Genomic DNA, 572 nt, shown 5'->3' on the forward strand with positions numbered 1-572 from the left:
GCGGCTGCACGAATCCCTACGGCTGGACGAAGTTCATGATCGAGCAGATCCTGCGCGACGCGGCCGCCGCGGACGCGGAGGTGTCAGCGGTGCTGCTGCGTTACTTCAACCCGATCGGCGCGCACGAATCGGGGCTGATCGGCGAACAGCCGCAGGGGATCCCCAACAATCTGATGCCGTATCTGTGCCAGGTGGCGGCGGGCAAGCTGCCGCAGCTGCGCGTTTTCGGCGACGACTACCCCACGCCCGACGGCACGGGGGTGCGCGACTACATCCACGTGGTCGATCTCGCCAAAGGGCATGCGGCGGCGCTGGCTTACGCCGCCTCGCACCAAGGGGCCGAGGTATTCAATCTCGGCACGGGGCGCGGCAGCAGCGTGATGGATCTGATCCGTTCGTTCGAACGGGTCAACGGCATTAAAATCCCTTACGCGATCGCGCCGCGCCGCGCCGGCGACATCGCCGCGTGCTGGGCCGACGCCTCGAAAGCCGAGCGTCTGCTGGGCTGGAAAGCGCGGAAATCGCTCGACGACATGTGCCGCGATTCCTGGAACTGGACGAAGAAGTCGCTG

General features: G+C 66.3%; 1 protein-coding gene. It reads left to right on the plus strand.

Translation table 11 applies throughout. The annotated features are described in order from the left end of the window. Window positions 1-572, plus strand: a 572-nt coding sequence (locus D7D26_RS12020; protein WP_120373187.1) for an NAD-dependent epimerase/dehydratase family protein, incomplete at both ends; no start/stop codon positions are given.

Source organism: Pyramidobacter sp. CG50-2, from assembly GCF_003612005.1.
Classification (GTDB): domain Bacteria; phylum Synergistota; class Synergistia; order Synergistales; family Dethiosulfovibrionaceae; genus Pyramidobacter.